This window comes from Mycolicibacterium duvalii, assembly GCF_010726645.1.
Taxonomy (GTDB): domain Bacteria; phylum Actinomycetota; class Actinomycetes; order Mycobacteriales; family Mycobacteriaceae; genus Mycobacterium; species Mycobacterium duvalii.
Genome location: NZ_AP022563.1, coordinates 4206816 through 4229316 on the forward strand (window position 1 = coordinate 4206816; position 22501 = coordinate 4229316).

26 protein-coding genes are annotated in these 22501 nt (G+C 69.6%); 18 read left to right on the forward strand and 8 right to left on the reverse strand.

The window, feature by feature from the left end; all coding sequences use genetic code 11:
* Positions 1-20 precede the first annotated feature (20 nt).
* Entirely contained in the window at positions 21-950 is a 930-nt protein-coding gene (locus tag G6N31_RS19895; RefSeq protein WP_098000429.1) for an NAD(P)/FAD-dependent oxidoreductase, read from the forward strand.
* 31 nt (positions 951-981) lie between these two features.
* Here the strand turns inward: G6N31_RS19895 and G6N31_RS19900 are convergent, their stop codons facing one another.
* Positions 982-1596, reverse strand: a complete 615-nt coding sequence (locus G6N31_RS19900) for a TetR/AcrR family transcriptional regulator (protein ID WP_098000427.1) — start codon at positions 1594-1596, stop codon at positions 982-984.
* A gap of 183 nt (positions 1597-1779) precedes the next feature.
* On the opposite strand from G6N31_RS19900, the gene G6N31_RS19905 reads away from it, so the two are divergent.
* From G6N31_RS19905 to G6N31_RS19945, 9 genes are all read left to right on the forward strand, one after another.
* Positions 1780-2388 (forward strand): LysE/ArgO family amino acid transporter, encoded by a 609-nt coding sequence (locus G6N31_RS19905; protein ID WP_098000425.1) that lies wholly within the window; start codon positions 1780-1782, stop codon positions 2386-2388.
* Positions 2389-2459: 71 nt separating this feature from the next.
* Positions 2460-3098 (forward strand): TetR/AcrR family transcriptional regulator, encoded by a 639-nt coding sequence (locus G6N31_RS19910; protein WP_098000423.1) that lies wholly within the window; start codon positions 2460-2462, stop codon positions 3096-3098.
* The gene (locus G6N31_RS19915; protein ID WP_098000421.1) at positions 3098-3604 is read left to right on the forward strand and encodes a hypothetical protein; all 507 of its coding nucleotides are present in this window, start codon (positions 3098-3100) and stop codon (positions 3602-3604) included. The genes G6N31_RS19910 and G6N31_RS19915 overlap by 1 nt, the downstream gene beginning before the upstream one ends.
* Positions 3605-3661: 57 nt before the next feature.
* Positions 3662-4333 (forward strand): queuosine precursor transporter, encoded by a 672-nt coding sequence (locus G6N31_RS19920; protein ID WP_098000630.1) that lies wholly within the window; start codon positions 3662-3664, stop codon positions 4331-4333.
* Between the two features lie 103 nt (positions 4334-4436).
* The gene (locus G6N31_RS19925) at positions 4437-5111 is read left to right on the forward strand and encodes a 5-oxoprolinase subunit B family protein (protein ID WP_098000419.1); all 675 of its coding nucleotides are present in this window, start codon (positions 4437-4439) and stop codon (positions 5109-5111) included.
* Complete coding sequence (locus tag G6N31_RS19930; RefSeq protein WP_098000417.1) at positions 5108-6022, forward strand: 5-oxoprolinase subunit C family protein; 915 nt, start codon at positions 5108-5110, stop codon at positions 6020-6022. Before G6N31_RS19925 ends, G6N31_RS19930 begins: the two co-directional genes overlap by 4 nt.
* A 40-nt stretch (positions 6023-6062) precedes the next feature.
* Complete coding sequence (locus G6N31_RS19935; protein ID WP_098000415.1) at positions 6063-6605, forward strand: GNAT family N-acetyltransferase; 543 nt, start codon at positions 6063-6065, stop codon at positions 6603-6605.
* Between the two features lie 116 nt (positions 6606-6721).
* Positions 6722-7864, forward strand: coding sequence for a uroporphyrinogen-III synthase (locus G6N31_RS19940; protein WP_098000413.1), 1143 nt, complete (start codon positions 6722-6724; stop codon positions 7862-7864).
* Positions 7861-8556, forward strand: coding sequence for a sirohydrochlorin chelatase (locus tag G6N31_RS19945; protein WP_098000411.1), 696 nt, complete (start codon positions 7861-7863; stop codon positions 8554-8556). The genes G6N31_RS19940 and G6N31_RS19945 overlap by 4 nt, the downstream gene beginning before the upstream one ends.
* On the opposite strand, the gene fdxA is transcribed toward G6N31_RS19945, so the two are convergent.
* The 3 genes from fdxA to nirB all read right to left on the reverse strand — a co-directional run bounded on the left by fdxA (position 8536) and on the right by nirB (position 11876).
* Positions 8536-8889 carry a ferredoxin gene (gene fdxA, locus G6N31_RS19950; RefSeq protein WP_098000409.1) on the reverse strand — a complete coding sequence of 118 codons (354 nt, stop codon included), beginning with the start codon at positions 8887-8889 and terminating at the stop codon, positions 8536-8538. The genes G6N31_RS19945 and fdxA overlap by 21 nt on opposite strands.
* Positions 8890-8970: 81 nt before the next feature.
* Positions 8971-9318, reverse strand: a complete 348-nt coding sequence (gene nirD, locus G6N31_RS19955) for a nitrite reductase small subunit NirD (RefSeq protein WP_098000407.1) — start codon at positions 9316-9318, stop codon at positions 8971-8973.
* Positions 9315-11876 carry a nitrite reductase large subunit NirB gene (nirB, locus tag G6N31_RS19960; protein ID WP_098000405.1) on the reverse strand — a complete coding sequence of 854 codons (2562 nt, stop codon included), beginning with the start codon at positions 11874-11876 and terminating at the stop codon, positions 9315-9317. The genes nirD and nirB overlap by 4 nt, the downstream gene beginning before the upstream one ends.
* A 332-nt stretch (positions 11877-12208) precedes the next feature.
* On the opposite strand from nirB, the gene G6N31_RS19965 reads away from it, so the two are divergent.
* Both G6N31_RS19965 and G6N31_RS19970 read left to right on the forward strand, forming a co-directional pair.
* Entirely contained in the window at positions 12209-12649 is a 441-nt protein-coding gene (locus G6N31_RS19965) for an Hsp20/alpha crystallin family protein (protein WP_098000403.1), read from the forward strand.
* Positions 12650-12700: 51 nt separating this feature from the next.
* The gene (locus G6N31_RS19970; RefSeq protein ID WP_098000401.1) at positions 12701-13132 is read left to right on the forward strand and encodes a hypothetical protein; all 432 of its coding nucleotides are present in this window, start codon (positions 12701-12703) and stop codon (positions 13130-13132) included.
* Positions 13133-13163: 31 nt separating this feature from the next.
* On the opposite strand, the gene G6N31_RS19975 is transcribed toward G6N31_RS19970, so the two are convergent.
* Positions 13164-13922: an isocitrate lyase/PEP mutase family protein gene (locus tag G6N31_RS19975; RefSeq protein ID WP_098000399.1), complete on the reverse strand. Its 759-nt coding sequence runs from the start codon at positions 13920-13922 to the stop codon at positions 13164-13166.
* Between the two features lie 107 nt (positions 13923-14029).
* Between G6N31_RS19975 and G6N31_RS19980 the strand changes: the two genes are divergently transcribed.
* From G6N31_RS19980 to G6N31_RS27070, 5 genes are all read left to right on the forward strand, one after another.
* Positions 14030-14326, forward strand: coding sequence for an Rv0250c family protein (locus G6N31_RS19980; RefSeq protein ID WP_098000397.1), 297 nt, complete (start codon positions 14030-14032; stop codon positions 14324-14326).
* A gap of 61 nt (positions 14327-14387) precedes the next feature.
* Positions 14388-15206 carry a succinate dehydrogenase subunit SdhC gene (gene sdhC, locus G6N31_RS19985; RefSeq protein WP_098000395.1) on the forward strand — a complete coding sequence of 273 codons (819 nt, stop codon included), beginning with the start codon at positions 14388-14390 and terminating at the stop codon, positions 15204-15206.
* A gap of 57 nt (positions 15207-15263) precedes the next feature.
* The gene (locus G6N31_RS19990) at positions 15264-17183 is read left to right on the forward strand and encodes a fumarate reductase/succinate dehydrogenase flavoprotein subunit (protein ID WP_098000393.1); all 1920 of its coding nucleotides are present in this window, start codon (positions 15264-15266) and stop codon (positions 17181-17183) included.
* Between the two features lie 3 nt (positions 17184-17186).
* Positions 17187-17942 (forward strand): succinate dehydrogenase/fumarate reductase iron-sulfur subunit, encoded by a 756-nt coding sequence (locus G6N31_RS19995; protein ID WP_098000391.1) that lies wholly within the window; start codon positions 17187-17189, stop codon positions 17940-17942.
* A 173-nt stretch (positions 17943-18115) separates the two neighbouring features.
* Entirely contained in the window at positions 18116-18277 is a 162-nt protein-coding gene (locus G6N31_RS27070) for a hypothetical protein (protein WP_098000389.1), read from the forward strand.
* A gap of 10 nt (positions 18278-18287) precedes the next feature.
* On the opposite strand, the gene G6N31_RS20000 is transcribed toward G6N31_RS27070, so the two are convergent.
* A complete protein-coding gene (locus G6N31_RS20000; RefSeq protein WP_098000387.1) occupies positions 18288-18791 on the reverse strand; it encodes a flavin reductase family protein in 504 nt (167 codons plus the stop codon).
* A gap of 71 nt (positions 18792-18862) precedes the next feature.
* On the opposite strand from G6N31_RS20000, the gene G6N31_RS20005 reads away from it, so the two are divergent.
* Entirely contained in the window at positions 18863-19510 is a 648-nt protein-coding gene (locus G6N31_RS20005; RefSeq protein ID WP_098000385.1) for a GAP family protein, read from the forward strand.
* Positions 19511-19512: 2 nt separating this feature from the next.
* On the opposite strand, the gene pe is transcribed toward G6N31_RS20005, so the two are convergent.
* A complete protein-coding gene (pe, locus tag G6N31_RS20010) occupies positions 19513-20637 on the reverse strand; it encodes an acyltransferase PE (RefSeq protein WP_098000383.1) in 1125 nt (374 codons plus the stop codon).
* Between the two features lie 144 nt (positions 20638-20781).
* A complete protein-coding gene (locus tag G6N31_RS20015) occupies positions 20782-22494 on the reverse strand; it encodes an AMP-binding protein (protein WP_098000628.1) in 1713 nt (570 codons plus the stop codon).
* Positions 22495-22501: the final 7 nt, after the last annotated feature.

The window sequence follows — 22501 nt, forward strand, 5'->3', positions numbered from 1 at the left end:
TGACGGGAAATGTAATCGCCGTGAACGAATGGGAGTGCATCGTCGTCGGGGCGGGGGCGGCGGGTCTGTCCGGCGCCCTGGTCCTCGGCAGGGCGCGGCGACGCACGCTGGTCGTCGATGCCGGCCAGCAGAGCAACCTCGCCGCCACCGGCATCGGCGGCCTGCTCGGCCACGACGGGTTGTCGCCGGCCGAGCTGTATGCCCGGGGCCGCCGCGAGCTGGCGGCCTACCCCACGGTGGAGTATCGGCGCGGCGTCGCGCTGCGCGGTGAGCCGATCGACGGCGGGTATGCGCTTGAGCTCGACGACGGGCAGACCGTGCAGGGCCGCCGGATCCTGCTGGCGACCGGGATGCAGTACAACCCGCCGGACCTGCCGGGGCTTGCCGAGATGTGGGGCACCACCGTCTTCCAGTGCCCGTTCTGTCACGGCTGGGAGGTGCGCGACTCGCGGCTGGCCGCGTTGGCCGCCGGCGAGGAGGGTGTGCATGCCGCGCTGATGCTGCGCGGCTGGTCCGACGACGTGGTGCTGCTGACCGACGGGCCCGCCGGCCTGGACGGGGATCAGCACCGGCTGCTGGCCGGGGCCGGGGTGTCAGTGGACGAGCGGCGGGTGACCGAGCTGGTCGGCCGCGACGGCCGACTCTCGGAGGTCGTGTTCACCGACGGTGCTCGGCTGGCCCGGGACGGGTTACTGGTGGAGGCTCCGCTGCGTCAGCGTTCGCGGCTGGCCGAGGAACTCGGCGCGGCGTGCACGCCGGGGCCCTTGGCGGTCGACACCATCGGCGTCGACCCACTGCACCGCACCAGCACGGAGACGGTGTTCGCGGCCGGCGACGTGTGCACCGAACAGCCCTACGTCGCCGGGGCCGCAGCGGCCGGGGCGCAGGCGGCGATGATCATCGTGCAGAGCCTGCTCGCCGACGAATTCGGGTTGCCCTACCCGCCGTGAGGAGTCATCCCGCGCGTCGAATGCGCGGTGTTCACACCAGCAGCGCGCGCAGCAGATAACGGTCGACGAACCTGCGGTGGGCCGACGGTGCTCGGTGCCGCCACTGACTGCTCAGCAGAAACGAGGTGGTCGCCGATATCCACTGCATCGTTTCGCGCAGGTCGAGATCGGGATGGAGCTGGCCGTCGCGCTTCCATTGCGTGAACAGCGGTCCCACGTGGCCGGCCAGCACGGCCGTGATCGCGTCGGTGCCCTCGTCGAGCACCGAGATCAGCGTGCCCCGGTCACCGGAATACAACGCCAGGTTCACCGGGTCCCCGTCGACCGCGGTCACCGGGTGCAGCACCAACTCGCGGATGCTTGCGGCGGCGTCGCGGGGCCGGCGTAGTCCGGCCACCCACCGTGCCGCAGCGCGGTCGATGCGCCGCAGTACCAGTGCGAGCAGCAGGTCGTCGCGGGTGGCGTAATAGCGGTAGAGCGTCGAGCGGGCGACCGCGGCCTCGTCGGCGACCTCGACCATCCGGATCTGCGTATCCCCGCGCTGAGCAATGCACCTCTCGCCGGCGTCGAGCAGCTTGTGCCTGGCCTGTTCGTCATCGGTGGCGGCACCCTCACCGCCCCACCGTCGACCCGCCGGCGTGGTCACAGATCGCCGCGCGCGGGAGTGGTCACCACCGCGAACTTACCGACCGCCGCAGCCGTGATCGGACACTTTGTCCAGGTTGTCCTGACTCACCCGACGTTGCCCCGAAACCTGCATTAGAAGCGCTAATGCGTATGAAGGATAATTAGCTTTTCTGATCACTCAGCGGACGCCTAGCGTGGACGCGTGCTCACCGCCTCGCTCCCACTGGCCAGTGGCTTCGCCACCTCGCTGGCGTTGATCGCGGCGATCGGCGCGCAGAACGCCTTCGTGCTGCGACAGGGGATCCGCGGCGAGCACGTCGTCCCGGTGGTCACCACATGCGCCGTTTCTGATCTTGTTCTGATCTTCGCCGGGATTGCTGGATTCGGCGCGTTGGTGACCACGCACCCGGGGATCGTCAGCGTCGCCGAGTACGGTGGGGCCGCGTTTCTCACCGGGTACGGGATCCTCGCGGCGCGGCGCGCGCTGCGGCCCAGCACGCTCACACCTGCCGACGCCGCGCCCGCGCGGCTGGCCGCCGTCCTGGCCACCTGCCTGGCCCTGACGTTTCTCAATCCGCACGTCTACCTGGACACCGTCGTCCTGCTCGGCATGCTGGCCGGCGAGCACGGCGATAGTCGGTGGCTGTTCGGCCTGGGTGCGGTCACCGCGAGTGCGGTCTGGTTCACCACCCTCGGCTTCGGCGCAACCCGCTTGCGCAGGCACTTCGCGGCGCCGGGTACCTGGCGCGTCCTCGACGGCGCCATCGCTGTCACCATGGTGGCGCTGGCTGCTTTGCTGGTTCTGCGCTGAGATGTGACTTTCTAATGTCGGTATCGTCAATATCCCCGTCCTCGGGTCCGCTGTGATCCACAATCCCGGCTATGCCCGACGTATCCGCCGACAATCTGGGACTGCGGGAGCGCAAGAAGCGCCGCACCCGGGAGGCCGTGCGCTCAGCGGCATTTCGGCTCTTCGAGCGCAACGGGTACGCCAACACCACCGTCGAGCAGATCGCCCAGGCCTCCGACGTCTCCCCGCGCACCTTCTTCCGCTACTTTCCGAACAAGGCCGCGTTGCTGATCCCCGATCATCTGATGGAGCCGGTCGTCGATCTGTTCCTGGCCGCGCCCGCCGAGCTCTCGCCGTTCGCGGCGTACCGGTATGCACTGCAGCGGGTGTTCAGCGGCATCGCCGGCCACGAATGGTCCGACGAGATCTCGCGCCAGCAGCTGCTCTACACCCTGCCCGAGGCGGCGGGTGCGCTCTACAACGAGTACATCCACGTCATCACGGTGATCACCGGGGCACTGGCACAGCGACTGGATCGCCCGGTCGACGACCCCCAGCTGCGCATCGCCGCCGGGGCGATGACCGGCGTGATGATGGCCGCCCTGCACGACACCCCGATGTCGCCCGAGCTGTTGTTCGACGGCCTGGACTTCCTTGACGCCGGCCTGCCCTTGCGTGCCGCCGGAACCGAAACCCGGCACGTCGAGTCGACAGGCACTATCCTGCGCTGATGGTGAAACCCGCCGGCGCCGCCGCCCTGACCCGGCTGGCCGCCACGACCGGAACGCTCGCGGCGCTGGCGGTCGGCGCCGCCGCGGCGGCCGCAGCGCAACCCGCGCCCGCCCCGGTGCCGCCCGGCCCTCCCGGCGAGGTACCGGCGGCTCCCGAGGCCGCCCCGGTCTTCGCGTACACGCCAGTGGCCCCGGGCGAGGTGCCCCCGCCCGCGCCGCCCCCGGTCGGTGCGCCCTACATCCCGCCGGTGCCGAACGCGAACTTCGGCAACACCGGACAACTCGACTTCCTGCGGGAACTGTGGAACATGCGCAACTCCGCGGAGTTCTTCCAGTCCATGGGCCCCGGCACGATGGACCCGGCGACCTGGGTGCCGCCGGCCCCGTACGGATCGCCGCCACCGGCCGCTTCACCGCCACCGCCGCCCGGCGCTCCGCCGGCCCCGGCCCCGGCCCCACCGCCGGTGTGGCCGCCCGCGGGCATGGTGCCCGGCCCGACCCCGTAGCGCTTCCTCGGCCGACCCGCGCCGCAGTGGGGCTGATCTAATGGGCGCGTGACCGAACTGACCGACACCGCGGACCGGCACGCCGCGTTCGCCCGGGTGGGCTCGGCCTACTATCCGGTGCTGGTCGCGGTGTTCACCGCGTTGGTGATCATCTCCAACGTCACCGCGACCAAAGGCGTCGCGTTCGGACCGATCATCACCGACGGCGGGTTCATCGTCTTCCCGCTGACCTACGTGATCGGCGACGTGTTGAGTGAGGTGTACGGCTTCCGCGCCGCCCGGCGCGCCATCTTCACCGGCTTCGCGATGAACGCCCTTGCCGCACTGGCCTTCTGGATCACGATTTATCTTCCCGCCGCCGACTTCTATGTCAACCAGGAACACTTCGAGAACGTCGTCGGCGCCTACACGCAGCTGATCGTCGCCGGACTGGCCGGGTTCCTGGTCGGGCAGACCCTCAACGCGTGGACGATGGTGCGGATCAAGGAACGGACGCTGGAGAAGCACCTGTGGGCGCGGCTGATCGGTTCCACGTTCGTCGGCCAGTTCGGGGACACGCTGGTGTTCTGCGCCATCGCCGCCGGAGCGATCGGCATCACCAGCTTCGCCGACTTCGTCGTCTACGCGGCGCTGGGCTGGCTGTACAAGACGGCCATCGAGGTCCTCGTGCTGCCGGTGACCTATCGGGTGATCGCGGTCATCAAACGCCGCGAACCGACCTACGCGTGAGAGCCCACCCGAGTTTGAGCCTTCGGTAAGGCCGCTCTGGCAAGGCTCTTAGAGCTGGTCAACGCACATTTCGGCGGAAGCTACCCGAGGGTAGCTTTGACAGATGAGCGTGACTGCAGACGCGATGCACCCCATGCGCACCGGGGGCGCCATCCGCGATTACGGTGATCGGGCGCTGCTCCTCGAATTCGCCGGCACCGCCGAGGTGCTGGCCTTCCACGACGCGCTGCGGGCGGCCGACCTGCCCGGGGTGGTCGACATCGTGCCGGCGGCGCGCACCATCCTGGTCAAACTCGCCGGTGGCCGGTACCTGGCCCCGACCCGGCAGCGGCTGGCCCGCGTCACCCCGACGCCTGCGGCCGACGCGGCGGCCCCACCGGAGCGCGCCGACGTCGTCCTCGACGTCTGTTACGACGGGGCCGATCTCGACGACGTGGCCCGCCTGACCGGGCTGAGCCCGCAGGAGGTCGTCGCCGCCCACACCGGCCGGCCCTGGCGGGTCGGCTTCAGCGGTTTCGCACCGGGGTTCGCCTACCTTGTGGGCGGAGACGAACGCCTCGCCGTCCCGCGCCGGGCCGAGCCCCGGACCAAGGTGCCCGTCGGCTCGGTCGGCGTGGCCGGCGAGTTCAGCGGTGTCTACCCCCGGGAATCCCCGGGCGGTTGGCAGTTGATCGGCCGTACGTCAGCGGTGTTGTGGGACGTCGACCGCGCAAGCCCTGCACTGCTCACCCCTGGGATGTGGGTGCAGTTCCGCGCGGTGGACGGAGGCCCGCGATGAGCACGGTCACCCTCGAGGTACTGCGCCCCGGCCCGCTGGCGCTCGTCGAGGACCTGGGCCGGCCGGGGCTCGCCCACCTCGGCGTCAGCCGGTCGGGGGCCGCCGACCGGCGCGCGCACTCCCTGGCCAACCGGCTGGTCGCCAACCCCGGTGATCACGCCACCGTGGAGGTGACCCTCGGTGGGTTCACCGCCCGGGTGCACGGCGGCGGCAAGGACGGGGTCGCGATCGCGGTCACCGGCGCCGATGCCGATCCGTCGGTCAACGGCATCCCGTTCGGCAGCAACAGCATTCACCACGTCCACGACGGCGAGGTGATCTCGTTCGGGATACCGCGCTCGGGTCTGCGCTCCTATCTGGCGGTGCGTGGCGGCTTCGACGTCGCACCGGTTCTCGGGTCCCGCAGCTACGACGTGATGTCGGCGATCGGACCGGCGCCGCTGCGGCAAGGCGACGTGCTGCCCGTGGGCGGGCACAGCGAGGACTTCCCCGAGGTGGACCAGGCGCCGGTGGCCGCCATCTCCGACGACGTGTTGGAACTGGATGTGGTGCCCGGCCCCCGCGACGACTGGTTCGTCGACCCGGACATCCTGGTGCGCACCAACTGGCAGGTCACCAACCGCAGCGACCGCGTGGGTATGCGTCTGGTCGGGATGCCGTTGGAGTACCGCCATCCTGACCGACAGCTGCCCAGCGAAGGCGCCACCCGCGGCGCGATCCAGATCCCGCCCAACGGTTTTCCGGTGATTCTGGGCCCCGACCACCCGGTCACCGGCGGGTATCCGGTCATCGGCGTGGTCACCGACGACGACGTCGACAAGGTGGCCCAGGCCCGGCCCGGGCAGACCGTGCGGCTGCACTGGTCGCGGCCGCGCCAGCCGTTCACCGCGGTGGACCGCGCAGACTCGTAGGCGGTGGACCGCTGACACCGTCGCTGGTAGAACGACAGGTGTGCGCGCACGTCTGATCCACACCTCCGATCTGGACGCCGAGACCCGTGACGACGCTCGCGCGATGGTCGTCGACGCCTTCGGCGGCGAGTTCACCGACGCCGACTGGGAGCACGCGCTGGGCGGGATGCACGCGATCATCTGTCGGCACGGTGCGCTGATCGCGCATGCCGCCGTGGTACAGCGCCGCCTCTATGTCGGTGACCTCGCGTTGCGCTGCGGCTACGTGGAAGGGCTGGCCGTCCGGGAAGATCATCGCGGCCAGGGGCTGGCCAGCGCGCTGATGGACGGGGTGGAGCAGGTGCTGCGCGGAGCCTTTCACCTCGGCGCGCTGAGCACGACCGAACTGGGCAAGCCGATCTACGAGGGCCGTCGCTGGACCCCGTGGACAGGCCCCACGTCGGTGCTGGCACCGGACGGCCCGACCCGCACCCCCGACGACGACGGCGCGCTCTACGTGCTGCCCTGCTCGCTGCCCGACGGCGTGGTGCTGGACCCGTCCGGGCCGATCGCCTGCGACTGGCGCAACGGCGACGTGTGGTGACCTCACCACTGCGGCCACCCGTCGGTGAGCGGAAATTCACGGCCTGAGCGGCGACGATACGGCCGGGCAATGACCGGTTAATCAAGCCGAAACACGCGGTGCATAGACAAGTGGGCATGAGTGAGCCGGAATGGGCGCCGCTCACCGGGTTTCGAGTCGCGGTGACGTCGGCGCGGCGTGCCGACGAACTGGCGGCACTGCTGCGCCGCCGCGGCGCGAGCGTGACCGGTGCGGCGGCGATCGAGATGGTGCCGTTGCCCGATGACGACGAACTGCGCCAACACACGCATGCACTGATCGACGAGCCGCCGGACATCGTGGTCGCGACCACGGGCATCGGACTGCGCGGCTGGATGGCCGCTGCCGACGGCTGGGGGATGGCCACGGAGCTCACTGCTGCGCTGGGCCGGGCGCGCATCGTCTCGCGCGGTCCCAAAGCCACCGGCGCGCTGCGGGCGGCCGGACTGCCCGAGGAGTGGTCCCCGGAGTCGGAGTCCTCCCGCGAGGTGTTGCACTACCTGCTCGAGGGCGGCATCGCCGGCGCCCGGATCGCGGTCCAGTTGCACGGCGCCACCGACGACTGGGACCCGTTTCCGGAGTTCCTCGACGAATTGCGTTCCGCGGGAGCGTATGTCGTGCCCATCCGGGTCTACCGCTGGCATCCGGCACCACGCAACGGCGAGTTCGACCAACTGGTCGCCGGGATCGCGGAGGAGAAGTTCGACGCGGTCAGCTTCACCTCCGCGCCGGCGGTCGCCTCGGTGCTGATGCGGGCCACCGAGATGGGTCTGGAGGCTGCGGTCCTGTCCGCGCTGCGCACCAGCGTGCACGCGATGTGCGTGGGTCCGGTCACCGCGCGTCCGCTGGTGCGCCTCGGTGTGCCGACGTCGGCGCCGGAGCGGATGCGCCTGGGCGCGTTGGCCCGCCACATCACCGACGAGCTTCCGCTGCTGCAGTCGCGCACCATCCGGGTAGCGGGTCACCTGCTGGAGATCCGCGGCACCTGCGTGCTCGTCGACGGCGCCGTGCGGTCGATGTCGCCGGCGGCGATGGCCACCATGCGCGCGCTGGCGCACCGCCCGGGCGCGGTGGTGTCGCGGACCGATCTGCTGCGGGCGCTGCCCGGCAGCGGCACCGACACCCACGCGGTGGAGACCGCGGTGCTGCGGTTGCGAAGTGCGTTGGGGGACAAGAAGATGGTGGCCACCGTGGTGAAGCGGGGCTACCGGCTGCCCGTCGACGAGGCGTGCGCGTCATGAGCTACGTGCTGGTCGCCCACGGCACCCGTAAACAGCGCGGGGTGTCGCTGATCGGCGACATCGCCGCGGCCGTGTCGGCGACGCTGGACCGCACGGTGCACGTGGCCTTCGTCGATGTGCTCGGGCCGACGCCGGCAGAGGTCCTCGGCGCCCGCGCGGGCGAACCGGCGGTGCTGGTTCCGGCATTCCTGGCCCGCGGCTACCACGTCGCCGTCGACATTCCCGATCATGTGGAAGCCAGCGGGCACCCCGACGTCACCGTCACCCCGGCGCTGGGCCCCGACCCGCAGCTGGTCCGCGCCCTGGTCGACCGGCTCGTCGACACCGGCTGGCGGCCCGACGATGCGGTGCTCCTGGCGGCCGCGGGCACGTCGGATCCCGGCGCGCTACGGGACCTGCACACCACCGCGGCGTGGTTGTCGGCGACGTTGGGTTCGCGGGTCGAGCTGGCGTTCGCCGCCACCGGCGAACCCCGCATCGCAGATGCTGTCGCCGCGGCCCGGCGCACCGGGCGGCGCGTCGTGGTGGCGTCCTACCTTTTGTCCGAGGGGCTCTTTCAGGATCGGTTGCGCGCCAGCGGCGCCGACCTGGTCACCGACCCGCTGGGCACCCACCCGGGAGTGACGCGGCTGATCGCCAACCGCTTCGTGCGCGCGAAGGTCAGCGGTCTGTCACGGGTGCGGAGTCGTTGACGCGGGGAGCCCGGCGACCAACGGGGTGTCGGCGCCGACCCGGCCGAGCCTGGCCGCGCCGCCCGGATCCCCCAATGGGGCGGTGCGGCCAGGCAGGACCATCGTGAAGAAGGCGGCGTTGTCCTCCAGGAACGCGGCTTCTTCGTCGGGCAGGTCGGTCTCGTAGTAGATGGCATCCACCCGGCATGCGATGCGGCATGCGCCGCAGTCCACGCACTCGTTGGGGTTGATGTACATCGCGCGGTCGCCCTCGTAGATGCAGTCGGCCGGGCATTCCTGCACACAGGACTTGTCGACGATGTCCACACACGCACTGCCGATCACGTAGGTCATGGCGTCGAGGGTAGGAAGTCCGCGCGCCCCCGGCAGGGGCCGAAAGTCCTTTCTTGGGTCACGATGGCGTCAACGGGGCGGTCAGGAGCCGATCTCGACGGTGCCGTCGGCGGTGATCCGGGTCGGGTAGACGGGCAGCGACTGCGCGGGATCGTCGAGACAGGTGCCGTCGTCGAGAGCGAAGGCCTGCTTCTTGATCGGCGACTGCACCGTCACGCGGCCACCGCGGTCGCCGACGATGCCGCGGGACATCACCGCGGCGCCGGAGAACGGGTCGATGTTGCCGACCGCATGCACGGTGCCGTCGTCGAGCCGGAACAACGCGGCCTGCGCACCGTCGGGGAGCAGCACGCCGACGCCGCGGTTGGGCAGCAGGAAGTCATAGGCGCACGCCGCCGTCCAGACGCCGATCTCGTTGAGCACTGTCATCTCTGCACCACCTTGGGCATGCCGATGGAAACGGGCGCCGGCACCTTGCGCCCGTGCTGGTCGGTGAACTCGATCGTCGGGTCGGGCACGTCCGGGGCGTTGACGAACGACACGAACCGCGCGAGCTTGTCCGGGTCTTCCAGCACGCCCTTCCACTCGCAGGCGTAGCCGTCGACGTGGCGCGCGATGGCCGCCTCGAACTCGGCCGCCAACCCCAGCGAGTCGTCGCACACCACCTCGCGCAGGTGCTCGAGGCCTTTCTCCTCCACCCACGGCGCGGTGCGCTGCAACCGGTCGGCGGTGCGGATGTAGAACATCAGGAACCGGTCGATGTAGCGGATCAGCGTCTCGTCGTCGAGGTCACCGGCCAACAGCTCGGCATGGCGGGGTGTCATGCCGCCGTTGCCGCCGACGTAGAGGTTCCAGCCGGTCTCGGTGGCGATGACGCCGACGTCCTTGCCGCGGGCCTCGGCGCACTCCCGTGCGCAGCCCGAGACCCCCATCTTGATCTTGTGCGGGGCCCGCAGGCCGCGGTAGCGCAGCTCCAGGTTGATGGCCATCTGCACCGAATCCTGTTGGCCGTAGCGGCACCAGTCGCTGCCGACACAGCTCTTCACGGTGCGCAGCGACTTGCCGTAAGCATGGCCGGATTCCATCCCCCCATCGACGAGGCGACGCCAGATGTCGGGCAGCTGCTCGACGCGGGCACCGAACATGTCGATGCGCTGTCCGCCGGTGATCTTGGTGTACAGCCCGAAGTCCCGGGCGATCTCGCCGATCAGGATCAGATGCTCGGGGGTGATATCGCCGCCGGGTACCCGCGGCACCACCGAGTAGCTGCCGTTGCGCTGGATGTTGGCCAGGAAGTGGTCGTTGGAGTCCTGCAGCGAGGCCTGCTCCCCGTCGAGGATGTGCCCCGAGCTCGTCGACGCAAGAATCGACGCGACGACGGGCTTGCAGATGTCGCAACCCTTTCCGCTGCCGAAACGCTCGATCAGCCCGGAGAACGTCCGGATGTCGGTGGCGGTGACGATCTCGAACAGCTCGGCCCGGGACTGGCTGAAGTGTTCGCACAGCGCCTTGGACTGCTCCACCCCTTCGGCCTCGAGGATCTGTTTGAGCAGCGGGACGCACGATCCGCACGAGGTGCCCGCCAGCGTGCACTTCTTGAGGTCGGCGACATCACAGCAGCCTGACCCGATGGCCTCGGTCAAATCACCCTTGGTGACGTTGTTGCACGAGCAGATCTGCGCCGCCGGCGGCAGCGCGCCGACGCCGAGTCCCGTTGTGCCGCCGTCGGTCCCGGTCGGCGAGATGAGACCCAGCGGGTCGCCCGGCAGAGGTTCGCCGACCATCGGGCGCAGGATGCCGTAGGCCGAGGCATCGCCGACCAGGATGCCGCCCAGCAGGGTCTTCGCGTCGTCGGAGAGCACCAGCTTGGCGTAGGTCTGGTTGACCGCGTCGTTGACGACGACCGACAGGCAGTCCGGCGTGACGCCCATCGCGTCGCCGAAGCTGGCGACGTCGACGCCCAGCAGCTTGAGCTTGGTGGACATGTCGGCCTCGGGAAACTCCGCGGCGCCGCCGAGCAGCCGGTCGGCGGCCACCTCGGCGCTGGTGTATCCGGGCCCCACCAGCCCGTAGCAGCGGCCCTCGATCGCGGCCACCTCGCCGATCGCGTAGACTTCGGGATCGCTGGTCACACAGGACAGGTCGGTGAGCACGCCCCCGCGCTCGGCGATCTCCAGCCCCGCATCGCGGGCCAGCTCGTCACGGGGACGGATCCCGGCGGCGAACACCACCAGGCCGGTGTCGATGAACGTGCCGTCGCTGAGCAGCACCCGCAGGGAGTCGTCGTCCGCGGAACGTTTCAGCGGACGGTTGCGTTGCGCCGGGCCGATCGACTCGGTGCCGACGTCGGTGTGCACGGTGATGCCGAGCTCGGTGATCATCCGGCCGAGCAGCGCGCCACCGGCCTCGTCGAGTTGCGCGGCCATCAGCCGCGACGACCGCTCCACGACGTGGGCGTCCAACCCGAAGCCGCGCAACGCGTTGGCCGCCTCCAGACCCAGCAGTCCGCCGCCGATCACGACACCGACCGGCGCGCGGCCGCTTTCGCTCGTGCGCCGCGCGTCCGCCCGGATCGCGTCGAGGTCATCCAGGGTGCGGTAGACGTGGCAGGACGGCAGATCCCGCCCGGGCACCGGCGGGACGAACGCGTAGGAGCCCGTGGCCAGTACCAGCGCGTCGTAGGCGACGCGGGTGCCGTCGGCCGTCGTGACCGTCTTGGCGGCACGGTCGATGCCGGTCACCCGCGCACCCAACCGCACCTCGACGAGGTCGTCGCCGAGGTAGTCGTTACCCGGCAGCGCGAGACGGGGCCGCTCCCAGTGCTCGGTGTAGCCGGTCAGCCCCACCCGGTCGTAGGCGGCGTCGAGTTCTTCTGCCAGCACGGTGACCCGCCACCGGCCCGCGGTGTCGCGCGAACGCAGTGCCTCGACGAAGCGGTGTCCGACCATGCCGTGCCCGATGACCACGACGCGTGATGTTGACGCCATGGCGGCCACGTTAGGAAGCCGATATTGCCGCAATGTCGCGTCGTGTGAAGCGCCCATCACGGTCTGCTCACCGCTGCGCGCGCGGTGCTGTGAGCGCCCCTTGCGAACGTGCACCCAGGGCGGCCGGCCCCGCCCAACGTGCACGCAGGGCGGCAAACCAGCCCGGCCACCGCCACCACCACACGCTCGGCGAGCGACCCGGGCGCCAAGCGCCCTGTGAGCGCGATCGCTCACAGCGAACACCCCCCGGGAACATGAGCGTGGTCGACTCAAGTTATTGGGGTCAGAAGCGCCGGTAGTCCGCCGGTCACGACCAATGAGGAGTGAGGATCATGAACAACGTCGCCTTGTGGAACCGGCCGGCATGGACCGCCGACCGATTGATGCGGGACTTCTTCGGCCCGTCGGCTCCGGCGCCCGGCGCCGCGATCAGCCCCGCCGTCGAGATCACCCAGGACGGCGACGACGCCGTGGTCCGGGTCGACCTGCCCGGCGTGGACGTCGAGAAGGATGTCACCGTCGAGGTCGAGAACGGCCGCCTGGTGATCCATGGCGAACGTCGCGACGAGCGTTCCGAGGAGCGCGCCGAGGACGGCCGGGTCCGCCGGATCAGCGAGGTCCGGTACGGCTCGTTCCGGCGTTCGTTCGCGCTGCCCTCCCACGTCACCGGCGACGCGGTATCGGCCGCCTACGACGCCGGCGTGCTCACCGTGCGGGTCGCCGGGGCGCACCGCAACGCGCAGGCGCAGCGGATCGCGATCGAAGCCAAGTAGCTGCACAGCTACCGGTGGGAGCCCCGCTCCCACCGGTAGAGTGCTTGGTCCATGGGCGTACCACTGGGGATCGACACCCTTCTCACCATCACCGCAGCAGGTTTGATCTTCGCCTGGGCGCTGGTTCTGGGCATCTGGAAGTACCGCCAGATGGCCACCAGCGCAGACCATCTGGCTCACCCCTACGTCGACATCGCCCATCGCGCGGCGCTGCTGTACTCCTTCGCGACCATGCTGCTGGCGGTGTTCGTCGAGCTCAGCGCCTGGCCGACGGCGGTGAACCTGACCGCGGCGGCGGTGGTGGTGGCCTTCTTCGTCCTCGCCATCGCCACCTACGTGCGCCACGGCGCCCGCCGTGACACCACCAACCAGTTCGAACACGTCGACACCACGCTGCGGATCGCGATGGCCGCGTTGATCATCGGGGAGCTCGGCGGTTTCGCGGTACTGTTCGCCGGCTTCATCGCCGGCCAGTTCTTCTGACGCCCGGTCGGCCGATCGTCGCGCGGAACAGCTACTGCCAGCGCGCCAGGATCTCCTTGGCCCGCTCGGCAAGTGCGGCCTGCCAGAACGGCCCGAAGCTGATCCGGCCCACCCCCAGCGGCCCGAACGACGCCGGGTCGTCGGACTGCGGCACCGCGATCGCGTTGACCGGCAAGGGCAGTTCGGAGGTCAATCGCCGCATCGTGTCCGGGTCGTGGCGTCCGACGGGGTAGAGCACATCGGCCCCGGCCTCGGCGGCATGGCGCAGCCGGGCGATCGCGCGCTCCACCCGGTCACTCTCATCGCCGTCGCCGCGCAGGAACAGATCCGTGCGGGCGTTGACGACCAAGTGGACCCCCGCCGCGTCGGCCGCGGCGCGCAGCGCGCCGACCAGTTCGGCATGCTCTCCGGCCGACCGCAGCCGGCCCCCCTCGCTGTGCACGGTGTCCTCGATGTTGAGCCCGACCGCGCCGACCGACAGCAGGCCCTCGATCAGCCGGGTCGGCGCCTCGCCGTACCCGGACTCGATGTCGACCGACACCGGCACGTCGACCGCGGCGGTGATCTGCGCGACGCGCGTGGTCAGGTCGTCGAATGTCATGCCTTCGTTATCGGGCTTGCCGATCGAGTCGGCCACCGGATGACTGCCCACGGTCAGCGCGGCGAACCCGGCGCCCACCGCGAGGTGCGCCGACCAGGCGTCCCAGACCGTCGGCAGCACCACCGGGTTGCCCGGCTGGTGCAGCCTCAGCAACTGCTCGGCTCGCTGCTTGAGCACGTCGTCGGCCATTGTTCCTCCGCTCGTCAAAGTGATCTGTCTCACCCATGACATGGGTGATGTCGCTAGCATCGGTTGCGTAGTGTGATCCATGACACCCTTCAGCCCAAGGAGGTCACTTGTCCAGCACCACCGAACTCGCCGAGCTTCACGATCTGATAGGAAGCCTTCGGCGATGCGTGACATCGCTGGCGTCGCGATACGGGGACAGCCCTGCCACCCGTCGCATCGTCAACGACGCGGAGAGGATCCTCAACGACATCGACCGACTCGACATCGACGCCGAGGAACTCGAGCTCGCGCGCGGCGTCAGTCGACACCATCATGTCGGAGAGCGGATTCCGATCCCGGACACGCAGTACGACACCGAGTTCTGGCGCGGTGTCGACGACGAAGGCCTCGGCGGAACGCGCTGAGCACGTCGTGCCCGGCCGGGCACCGCGAGTTCGTGGCTTATAAGTACATCGAGAGGGAAACGTGAGCGCACCCACCGCCGACCGCAACGCGACCGGCGTCTTCTCCCCCGGCCGTGCCCAGATCGCGCAGCGCACGCTGCGCACCGATCGCTGGTGGCAGGCGCCCCTGCTGACCAATCTCGGCCTGGCGGCGTTCGTCATCTACGCCACCGTCCGCGCGTTCTGGCAGGACGCCTACTGGGTCGCCGACTACCACTACCTGACGCCGTTCTACTCACCGTGTGTGAGCACCGGCTGCATCCCGGAGGCCAGCCACTTCGGCCAGTACCTGCCCGACGTGTGGTGGCTGCCCTACGCCGCGTTCTCGCTCCCGTTCCTGCTGCTGTTCCGGCTCACCTGCTACTACTACCGCAAGGCCTACTACCGGTCGGTGTGGCAGTCGCCGACGGCCTGCGCGGTGGCCGAGCCGCACGCGAAATACACTGGCGAGACCCGCTTTCCGCTGATCATGCAGAACTTCCACCGCTACTTCTTCTACATCGCGGTGCTGATCTCGCTGATCAACACGTGGGACGCGATCCTGGCGTTCCGCTCCCCCACCGGATTCGGGTTCGGGCTGGGCAACGTCATCCTGGTGACCAACGTCGTGCTGCTGTGGGTCTACACGCTGTCGTGTCACTCGTGCCGCCACGTCACCGGCGGCCGCCTCAAGCACTTCTCGAAGCACCCGGTGCGGTACTGGATCTGGACCCAGGTCTCCAAGATCAACACCCGGCACATGCAGTTCGCGTGGATCACGCTGGCCACGCTGATGATCACCGACTTCTACATCATGCTGGTCGCCAGCGGCACCATCTCCGACCTGCGGTTCATCGGCTGAATCAGCCTCACCGGAACACATCTCACCCAAGACGAATGAGCGGACAAGCGAGGATTTATGGCTGACGAGGTCGAGCGGCACTCCTACGACGTGGTCGTGATCGGTGCCGGCGGCGCAGGTCTCCGTGCGGTGATCGAAGCCCGGGAGCGGGGCCTGCGGGTCGCGGTGGTGACCAAGTCACTGTTCGGCAAGGCCCACACCGTGATGGCCGAGGGCGGGTGCGCGGCGGCGATGCGCAACGTCAACACCAAGGACTCCTGGCAGGTGCACTTCGGTGACACCATGCGCGGCGGCAAGTTCCTGAACAACTGGCGGATGGCCGAACTGCACGCCCAGGAGGCACCGGACCGGGTCTGGGAGCTCGAAACCTACGGCGCGTTGTTCGACCGCACCAAGGACGGCCGGATCAGCCAGCGCAACTTCGGCGGGCACACCTATCCGCGGCTGGCCCACGTCGGTGACCGCACCGGCCTGGAGATCATCCGCACCCTGCAGCAGAAGATCGTGTCGCTGCAGCAGGAGGACAAGGCCGAGCTCGGCGACTACGAAGCCCGCATCAAGGTCTTCCACGAATGTTCGATCACCGAGCTGATCCTCGACAACGGACGCGTCGCGGGCGCGTTCGGCTACTACCGCGAGACCGGCGACTTCGTGTTGTTCGAGGCGCCGGCGGTGGTGCTGGCCACCGGCGGTATCGGCAAGTCCTACAAGGTCTCGTCGAACTCGTGGGAGTACACCGGCGACGGGCACGCGCTCGCGCTGCGCGCCGGTTCGGCACTGATCAACATGGAGTTCATCCAGTTCCACCCGACGGGCATGGTGTGGCCGCTGTCGGTGAAGGGGATCCTGGTCACCGAGGGTGTGCGCGGTGACGGCGGAGTGCTGAAGAACTCCGAGGGCAAACGCTTCATGTTCGACTACATCCCCGACGTGTTCAAGGGGCAGTACGCCGAGACCGAAGAGGAAGCCGACCAGTGGCTCAAGGACAACGACTCGGCGCGCCGCACCCCTGACCTGCTGCCCCGCGACGAGGTGGCCCGCGCGATCAACACCGAGGTCAAGGAAGGCCGCGGCACCCCGCACGGCGGCGTCTACCTCGATATCGCGTCGCGCATGTCACCCGAGGAGATCAAGCGCCGGCTGCCGTCGATGTACCACCAGTTCATCGAGCTGGCCGAGGTCGACATCACCACCGACGAGATGGAGGTGGGCCCGACCTGTCACTACGTGATGGGCGGGATCGAGGTCGACCCCGACACCGCGGCCGCCGCGACGCCCGGGCTGTTCGCCGCGGGCGAGTGCGCCGGCGGTATGCACGGCAGCAACCGGCTCGGCGGCAACTCGCTGTCGGACCTGCTGGTGTTCGGTCGCCGGGCCGGCCTGGGCGCCTCGGACTACGTCCGCGCGCTGTCGGATCGGCCGAAGGTCACCGAGGACGCCGTCACCGCGGCCACCGACATGGCGCTGGCGGTGTTCGACGGCCCCAGTGACGGCTCGGCACCGGAGAACCCGTACACGCTGCAGCTGGACATGCAGGACACCATGAACAACCTGGTGGGCATCATCCGCAAGGCCGACGAAATGCAGGAGGCCCTGGACAAGCTGACTGAGCTGCGGGAGCGCTACAAGCGCGTCAAGGTCGAGGGCGAACGCAAGTTCAATCCCGGCTGGCACCTGGCGATGGATCTGCGCAACATGCTGCTGGTCAGCGAGTCGGTGGCGAAGTCGGCGATCACCCGCACCGAGAGCCGCGGCGGGCACACCCGCGACGACTACCCGGCGATGGACGCCAAGTGGCGCAACACGCTGCTGGCGTGCCGGTCGGCGGGCGACGATCCCGTCGTGCCCGACGTGACCGTCGCCCGGGAGGAGCAGCCGCCAATGCGTTCCGACCTGCTCGGCTGCTTCGAACTGTCCGAGCTCGAGAAGTACTACACCGACGAGGAACTCGTCGAACACCCGCAACGGAAGGGCTGAGCGATGGGTGCATACACAGCGAAGATGCGGGTCTGGCGCGGTGACGCCGCCGGCGGTGAGCTCAAGGACTACTCCGTCGAGGTCAACGAGGGCGAGGTCGTCCTCGACATCATCCACCGGCTGCAGCAGACCCAGACCGGTGACCTGGCGGTGCGCTGGAACTGCAAGGCGGGTAAGTGCGGCTCGTGCTCGGTCGAGATCAACGGCCGCCCGCGGCTGGCCTGCATGACCAGGATGTCGACGTTCGGCGAGGACGAGGTCGTCACCGTGACCCCGCTGCGCACGTTCCCCGTGATGCGGGACCTCGTCACCGACGTCAACTTCAACTACGAGAAGGCCCGCGAGATCCCGTCGTTCACCCCGCCGAAGGATCTGCAGCCGGGTGAGTACCGGATGGCGCAGGAAGACGTCAACCGGTCGCAGGAGTTCCGCAAGTGCATCGAGTGCTTCCTGTGCCAGAACGTCTGCCACGTCAACCGCGACCACGAGGAGAACAAGAAGGCGTTCGCCGGTCCGCGGTACCTGATGCGGCAGGCCGAGCTCGACATGCATCCCCTCGACGTGCACTCACGCCGCGCCGAGGACGCCCAGGAAGAGCACGGCCTCGGGTACTGCAACATCACCAAGTGCTGCACCGAGGTGTGCCCCGAGCACATCAAGATCACCGACAACGCGCTGATCCCGATGAAAGAGCGGGTCGCCGACCGCAAGTACGACCCGGTCGTGTGGTTGGGCAACAAGCTCTTTCGGCGCCGCTGAACTCGACGGGCGACGCGCAGCGGTCACCTCGGTGGCCGTTGCGCGATCCGTCGACAAATCCACTGCTGATGCACAGTTAAAGGCTTGCCATCAGGGGTACGCTCGGCAGGACAAGCCAGTCCTCGGCAGGACGTCAGATGTCCTGCAGTCACCCTTTGAAGAAAGTCAGCGTTATGTCTGTTCGTGCGATTCAGAGCAACAATGATATTCGTACCGCGATCCGCGAACTGAGCACCCGGGCCGACCTGGCCCGCAAGCAGGGCCGTAGCGATGACGCCGCCGAGCTCGACCGCCGCGTCCGCCACTACCGCGACGAACTCGCCGCGCGTCCCTGAGTTCTGCCGCTCAGCCGTCCAGCCGGCGGAAAGTGCTGCGGTGGAACACAATCGGTGACACCTCCGGGTGCAGCGAGATGTCGACGACCCGCAGCACCACGATGGTGTGATCCCCGGCGGCGACCTGCTGTTCGACGCTGCTCTCCAGCCAGACGCTGGTGCCGTGGATGAACACCGCGCCGCGCTCGGTGGATGCCGTGTCCAGGCCCGCGAACCGGTCACCGGTCTTGGCGGCCAGCGTGCGCGCCGCCGCGTCGTGCGCTTCCCCCAGCACGCTGATGCCGAGGTAGGGCAGGTCCTTGAGCTTCGGCCACGTCGTCGACGAATTCTGCACACAGAACGACACCAGCGGCGGATCCAGCGACACCGGGACGAACGTGCTGGCCGCCAGCCCGACCCGGACTCCGTCCACCTCGGCGGCGATGGCGATCACCCCGGACGGGAAGTGCCCGAACGCCTCGCGCAGGAACGAAGGATCGAGCTCGGCCGGTGCGCGATGGTGTGAGCCGCTCATGGCCGCATCATCGCACGCGTCCGGGTGCGGCGCGGACGTCCGGGTCCGCCCAGCGGTAACGTGACGCCATCATGTGGATCCCGCTGCTGGCGATGGCCGTTGCGGTCAGCCTGGAGCCGTTCCGGATCGGGATGACGGTGCTGATGATCAACCGGCCCCGCCCCGCCCTACAGCTGCTGACCTTCCTCGCCGGCGGCTTCGTGATGGGCACGACGGTCGGTGTGGTGGTGTTGTTCGCCCTGCGGCCGGCGCTGGGCTCCGCGCACTTCACGCTGCCGCGGGTGCAGATCGCCGTGGGCGCCGTCATCCTGGTCAACGCCGCGCTCGTGGCGGCTGGGGTGTGGGGTGGCGGCGACGGGCCGCCGGGACGGTGGGTGACTCGCGGACGAGCGCTGCTCGAGGGCCGGTCGCTGTGGATCGCCGGTGTCAGCGGCCTGGGCATCGCACTGCCGTCGGTCGACTACCTGGCCGCGCTGGCGCTGATCGTCGCGTCGGGAGCCGCGACCAGCATCCAGTTGAGCGCCCTGATGCTGTTCAATGTGGTGGCGTTCGCGCTGGTAGAGATTCCGCTGTTGTGTTACCTGGTGGCACCCGAGCGCACCCGCGCCGCGTTGGCGGCCCTGTATGCGTGGCTGCGGACCCAGGGCCGGCGCGGGGTGGCCGTGCTGCTGGCCGCCGTCGGCGCCATGCTGCTCGGTGTCGGCCTGGCCGGACTGTAGCGCTACGGCGGGTTGTTCAGTACGTACTGCAACCCGGACAGCAGCTGCGACACCGGATCCGCGCCGCCGCCGAACGCGGCCTGGGTGGCCGGAGCGGTGACCTCGGCCGGGTCGTAACCGTTGACCGGGTCGACGGTGATCGGCGCGGTCAGCGGATCGTCGTGACGCGAGTAGCCGGCGTCGACGTAGGGCTTGAGTACCCGGTCGAGCTCCATCAGCGTGTCCTTGGGCACCCCGAGGTACTTGAACGGCAGCACCAGCGGCAGGTGCTCTTCGGGAATCAGGTAGGTGGTCGTACTGGCGCCGCGCGAGTTGACCGTGGTGCGGATGTTCTGCGGCGGCACCATCTCCGGTCTGGTGAACGCGACCGCGGTGTGGCCGGTGGCCAGCCCGACGATGGCGTTGGCCACCGAGATCCAGTTGTCCGGCCGGTCGGGCCAGTCGGCGATGCTGTCGTAGGCGGAGACGAACTGGTGGGTGTCGTACTGGCTTTCCACCGGCGGCGGGATGCGGTAGTCCAGCGACGGCACCACGCTGCCGACCGGGAAGTTCTGCGTCAGGAAGCTCTCGCCGAAGGCGTGCCGGGCCACCGGGTCGCCGTACATCGCGAAGCTCAGCTCGTCGGGCGGCGGGGCGGCCGGGTCGTAGGCCAGCCGGGCCTGCACGTCGTTGAGCACCATCGCGCCCTCGGACAGGCCGATCGCGGTGCCGCGGCCGCCGTTCTTGATCGCGGCGATGGTGTCGGGGGCACCGATGTCGACCGACTCCCCGACGCTCGGGCCGTCGAGCCCGAGTCCCGGGGCGACGCGGTCCCCGAACGCCCCGATGCCGGGGAACAACCGTTCCAGGGTGTGGCCCTGTACCTGCCCGGCGGGGTAGTCGACGATCTGGCGGTCCAGCCCGGGGAACCAGTCCGCGCCGGTGCGCATGATGTATTCGTCGTACGGGATGCCGAGCACGTGGGCGCCGCCGAGCGCGTAGGCCCGGCCCGGGGTGCCGATCGGCGGTCCGTCGCTGTCGGGCGGAGGGGCCGGCGGCGGGTCCTGGGCCACGGCGGGGCCGAGGCCGAGCAGCCCTGCGGTGCAGGCCGTGCCCAGCGCGGTACCGAACGCGAGGAGTCGCCTCATGTGTCGGTCACCCCCGCCCGTTCGACTGCCTCCCGCAGCCTACTCGTCAACTGGGGTCGCCGACCGTACGGTTGTTGACGGAATACTGGCCGAATTTCGTCAGAGATCGAACAGTCGCGGGGCCGGCACCGGACGGGCCCGGGCTCAGCCATCGACCCGGACCAAGCCACCGCGCTGATACAGCTCCACGCACGCGGCGCGCCGGATCTTGCCGCTCGTCGTGGTCGGCAACGAGCCCGCCTCGACCAGCGCGACGTCCTCGACGCTCAGGCCGTGCGCCGTGGCGACCGCCGCGGTGACCTCACTCATGAGCGCGGCGGCGGCAGCACCGTCGGTCGACCTCTTGACCTCGACGACGACCACCAGCGTCTCGGTCCCGCGCACCGGCACCGCGATCGCGGCGACCCGGCCGCCGGTGACCTCGCCGACGGTGGCCTCGATGTCGTCCGGGTAGTGGTTGCGGCCCCGGATGATCAGCAGATCCTTGATGCGGCCGACGATGAACAGTTCCCGCTCGGCGATGAACCCCAGATCACCGGTGCGCAGCCACGGGCCCGGCGGGGTGCCCGGCGACGGTTCGAGAAGCGTTGCGCCGAAACAGCTCTGCTCCTCGGCCGACTTCCCCCAGTACCCGGCGGAGACGTTGTCGCCGTGCACCCAGATTTCACCGACGACGTCGGCGGCGCATTCGGTGTGGGTCTGGCTGTCGACGATCCGTACCGACGGCGAAGGCGGCACCCGGTATCGCACCAGGGCGGTTCCGGTGCCCTCGTCACACGGCCGCACCCGGCCCAGGCCGAGTTCGGCGGTGTCGAAGTACCCCGCCGGTGCCGACTCGTCCCAGGTTCCCGTCGCCACGAACACCGTGGCCTCGGCCAGGCCGTAGGCCGGCCGCATCATGTGGTCGCGGAAATTGAAGTGTGCGAACCGATCGACGAAGCGGTGCAGCGTGGCCGGCTCCACCCGCTCGGCGCCGCTGATGATGCCGACCACGCCACCGAGGTCGAGCCCGGCCAGGTCGTCGTCGCGGGTCTTGCGGGCCGCCAGGTCGAACGCGAAGTTGGGCGCCGAAGACCATGCGTGGGGGTTCTCGGCCAGCGCGCGCACCCACCGGGAGGGCTGCTCCAGGAACGCCACCGGGCTCATCAGCGCGGCGCGGCGGCCGCACAGGATCGGCGCGCACACCCCCAGCACCAGCCCCATGTCGTGGTAGAACGGCAGCCACGACACCAGCGTGGCGTCCGCCGGCAGCGGGGAGTCGGCGAAGAAGTTGCTCATCAGCTGGTCGAAGTTCACCGTGAGGTTGCGGTGCGACAGCATCACCCCGGTGGGCGCCCGCGTGGACCCGGAGCTGTACTGCAGGTAGGCGATCGCCGGGAACTCGGTGGTCGGCGCGGCGGCGGCGCCGTCCAGATGCAGCGCGTCGATCTCGACGATCTTCGGCGCCGCCGACAGCGGCGCCTGCGCCACGTAATCACCGACGTCACCGGCCGCCGCCGACGTGGTCAGCACGACCGCCGGCTCGGTGTCGGCGAGGACCGTGCTGACCCGGTCGTGGCTGGAACCCCGATGCGGCAGCGGCAGCGGCACCGCGACCAGACCGGCCTGCATCGCGCCCAGGAAGCCGAGGATGTAGTCGAGGCCCTGGGGGGCGAGGATCACCGCGCGGTCCCCCGCCGCACCGTGCCGGGCGATCTCGGCCGCCAGATTCAGCGTGCGGCGCGCCAGCTGCGCCCAGGTCAGGCTCTCCGGCACCCCGGCGGCGTCGCGGTCGTAGTCGGTGAACGTGTACGCGACGTCGTCGGGCCGCAGGCTGGCACGTCCGTGCAGCATCGACAGGATCGACGACTGCCCCATCCCCACT